Genomic DNA, 2,962 nt, shown 5'->3' with positions numbered 1-2,962 from the left:
GTGGCCACGATGCTCAGGCCGAGGTCCGCGGTCTGGGAGACGTGCAGCGGCCGGCCGTCGAGGTGGGCGCCCGCGCCGGTGAGCGCGGTGTAGGTCTCGCCGGTCAACGGCAGGTGGACCACGGTGAGCACCGGCTGGTTCTCCCGCACGAGGGTGGCGGTCACCGCCCACTCCGGCAGGGCGTGCAGGTGGTTGACGTTGCCTTCGGCCGGATCCACGACCCACCATTCGCCGGACGGCAGCGCCCCGCCGTCCAGCTCGTCCTCCACCCAGCCGGCATCCGGGCGCAGTTCCGTCAGGGCGGGGCGAAGGATGTCCAGGGCCGTGTCGTCGTTGGCGGCCAGCGCGCGCATCAGCTCTTCGCGGGTCTGGTAGCGGACCACCTCGCCGAAGCGCTCGCGCAGCGCCGAACCCGCCTCACGCACGGCGATCGCGGTCCGGGCGAGCAAGTCGGTGTCGAAAGCGGCGACGTCAGTCGTCTGAAGCGTTTCGGACATGGGTGAACTCCTTTATGAGAAAGGGGTGATGAGGCCGGTTGGGCCGAACTGTGCAGTCCGTCCTGCGTGTTCGTCTCAACGGTAGGCAGCCCGGACATTAACTTCAAGTGCATGCAAAGCACGGCTAGGATTACTCACATGCAATTGGATTTGAACCTGCTGGCCGCGCTCGACGCGCTGCTGGAGGAGGGCAGTGTGGCCGGGGCAGCCGCACGCCTGCACGTCACCGCCCCCGCGATGAGCCGGAGCCTGGGCCGGATCCGGCGCACGACTGGGGATCAGATCCTGGTGCGCACCGGCCGCACCATGACCCCGACGCCGTACGCGATCGCCGTCCGGGAACAGGTGCACGAACTGCTGCACCAGGTCCAAGGGGTGCTGGCACCGAGCCGTGAACTCGATCTGGCAACGCTGGAGCGGGCGCTCATCGCCGCCGCCACGGCTGCCGCGGTATCGGGACCGATATCCGCCGAGGTCATTGGCCGGCGCACCCAGTAAGGCCCGGGCCGAGATGGAACAAGGTCGCGGCCGGCTGGCCGGTCATGCGGGCGCAGCCGTCGGCGGCCCCGGTCGCTACTCCTTCGAAGAGGCACAGCACACCGCGCATGGCCGGGTGGCGGTCGAGCGCCGCGACGAACTGCGTCTCCGACGTACCCGGATTGGCAAAGCAGACGTCCACACCGTTGTTGAGCAGGGTGCGCAAAAGAGTCTCGGCACCATTCATAGAAGCTGATCGCCTTCCAGTGATCCTTTTTGAGCCATGGTGTTCTCGCTGTTAGAGGCCGGTCACTCACACCGCTGGCACATCAGCTGGGACGCGGACGTCGACTGAGAGCCAAGGTGCGATGCCGTCCCTCTCCACGATGTGCCACGATTGACGAGTTGACGGAGTGGATACGGGTGCGGACCAGGCCGACGGCGTCCGGGAGATGGCGCGGTGACGGCCGGGGTTCGCGTTACGGACGTCTGCCGGATCGGCGCCGAGCGTGATCACTCGCAGGCATGCTCCCGAGGACGGCAGGCGTGATGGCCCCCTGAGTTCGGCGACGGCCTGCGGCGAGTGCTCCCCGTCGAGCTTTTCCCGCACTCATGCTGCCCGGAGCAACGCTCGCCCGAGCACAGCCGGCCGCAACAGCTTCGAAGGCGGATCGAGTAGCGCCAGGACCCGGATGAGCTGGGCCGCGACCGTTGGGTCGGTAGCCGCGGCGGCCATCAGCCGGCTCATCATGGCGCCCTGCATCTTCTGCGTCAGGTTCGCCGGTTGTCCCGGCTCGCCGGCCATCCCCCAGGGCGCGGTCAGCATGCCCGTCGCCCGGGCCAGGAAGTTGGCGGTGACGTCGCGCCGGCCGGCTGAGAGCGTGTCGCGGAGCGCGCGGGCCTCCAGCGTTGCCGCCGTCAGGCCCTGCGCGTTGACCGGGCTCAACGAGCACAGTGCGTCCCCGACCACGACCAGCCCGTCCGGGAAACCTGCGAGTTGGTCGTACCGGCGCCAGCGGGTCGCGGGAAAGCGGTACGCGACGATGTCGCTGAGCGCCTCGGCGGTCCTCAGCGCCGGGAGCACGTCGTCCGGGGCCGCCGCGGCGACGAACTCCGCGAATCCGGCCTCGTCGGTCGGTGGAGGCGCGGCAGGGCCCGTCCCGGTGACGGTCAGTACGTGCCGGCCGTCCTCGACCGCCAGCAACAACAGCCCGCGGCCGTTGGCCCTGACATCGCCGCCGATGAGCAGCGCCCGGTCGTGCTGGGGCGGGAGCCGGACAAGCCGGCTGGCGTAGGCGACGTCGACGTTGACACGTTGCTCGGCGGGACGTTCGTATCCGAGTTGCTCGAGCCAGACCGGCGTACGGCTGCCGCGGCCCATCGCATCGACCACCAGGTCGGCACTCAACGTCTCTTCGCTGCTGCTGGGCTCCTGCCGCAGGATGCGTACGCCGGTAATCCGCCGGTCATCGCCGATCAGCCCCACCACGTCAGCGCCGAGCACCATCCGCAGGCCGTCCTGTTCGACCAGCCGCCGGCGCAAGTGGCGCTCGTAGAACGGCACTGTCGCGTGGAGGGAGTGCGCACCGACCGGCACCCGCGGCAATTCCTTCCCGCCGAGGTAGAAGCGGTAGTCCGACAGCACATCCGCCACAATCGCGCCGTCGGCGCTCATCTCGTCCACCAGACCGGGAAAGACCTCGTCGACGACTCGCGCGCCGGCCGGAAGGAGGTTGTGGGCATGCCGGCCATGAGGGACGCCCCGGCGGTACTGGCCGGAGGCGGGGTCGCGGTCGACGACCGTGACCTGCCGATAGAACTTGGTGAGCACTGCGGCGGTGAGGAGACCGGCGAAGCCGGCGCCGAGGACGACTGCGGTTTCGATGTTTTCGTTTGGCACGAGACGAATGCTCGGCGCTTCCTCGTGCCCAGAAACAGGTCAAGCGGTGTCCATCTGGTGTCCGTAGACCTCGCGTTCCCACATCCAG

The 2,962-nt window shown here is 69.0% G+C and carries 3 protein-coding genes and 1 pseudogene; 1 reads left to right on the top strand and 3 read right to left on the bottom strand.

Features of this window, described 5'->3' with window-relative positions:
• On the bottom strand, positions 1-497 hold a 497-nt coding region (locus tag ACWGKT_RS48345; protein WP_453278798.1), incomplete at its 3' end, for an inositol monophosphatase family protein.
• 138 nt (positions 498-635) lie between these two features.
• On the opposite strand from ACWGKT_RS48345, the pseudogene ACWGKT_RS48340 reads away from it, so the two are divergent.
• Positions 636-959, top strand: a pseudogene (locus tag ACWGKT_RS48340) (LysR family transcriptional regulator); the annotation flags it as partial.
• Between the two features lie 13 nt (positions 960-972).
• Here the strand turns inward: ACWGKT_RS48340 and ACWGKT_RS48335 are convergent.
• Together ACWGKT_RS48335 and ACWGKT_RS48330 are read right to left on the bottom strand one after the other, a co-directional pair.
• Positions 973-1,221, bottom strand: a complete 249-nt coding sequence (locus ACWGKT_RS48335) for a thiamine pyrophosphate-binding protein (protein WP_453278797.1) — start codon at positions 1,219-1,221, stop codon at positions 973-975.
• Positions 1,222-1,584: 363 nt separating this feature from the next.
• Positions 1,585-2,874, bottom strand: coding sequence for an FAD-dependent oxidoreductase (locus tag ACWGKT_RS48330; protein ID WP_453278796.1), 1,290 nt, complete (start codon positions 2,872-2,874; stop codon positions 1,585-1,587).
• Positions 2,875-2,962 lie beyond the last annotated feature (88 nt).

The organism is Streptomyces sp. NPDC054794 (genome assembly GCF_053611585.1).
This window is presented reverse-complemented; position numbering and strand designations above follow the sequence as displayed.

Excerpts from the sequence above, each read along its gene's own strand:
- ACWGKT_RS48335 (WP_453278797.1), bottom strand. The coding sequence starts at position 1,221 with ATGAATGGTGCCGAGACTCTTTTGCGCACCCTGCTCAACAACGGTGTG.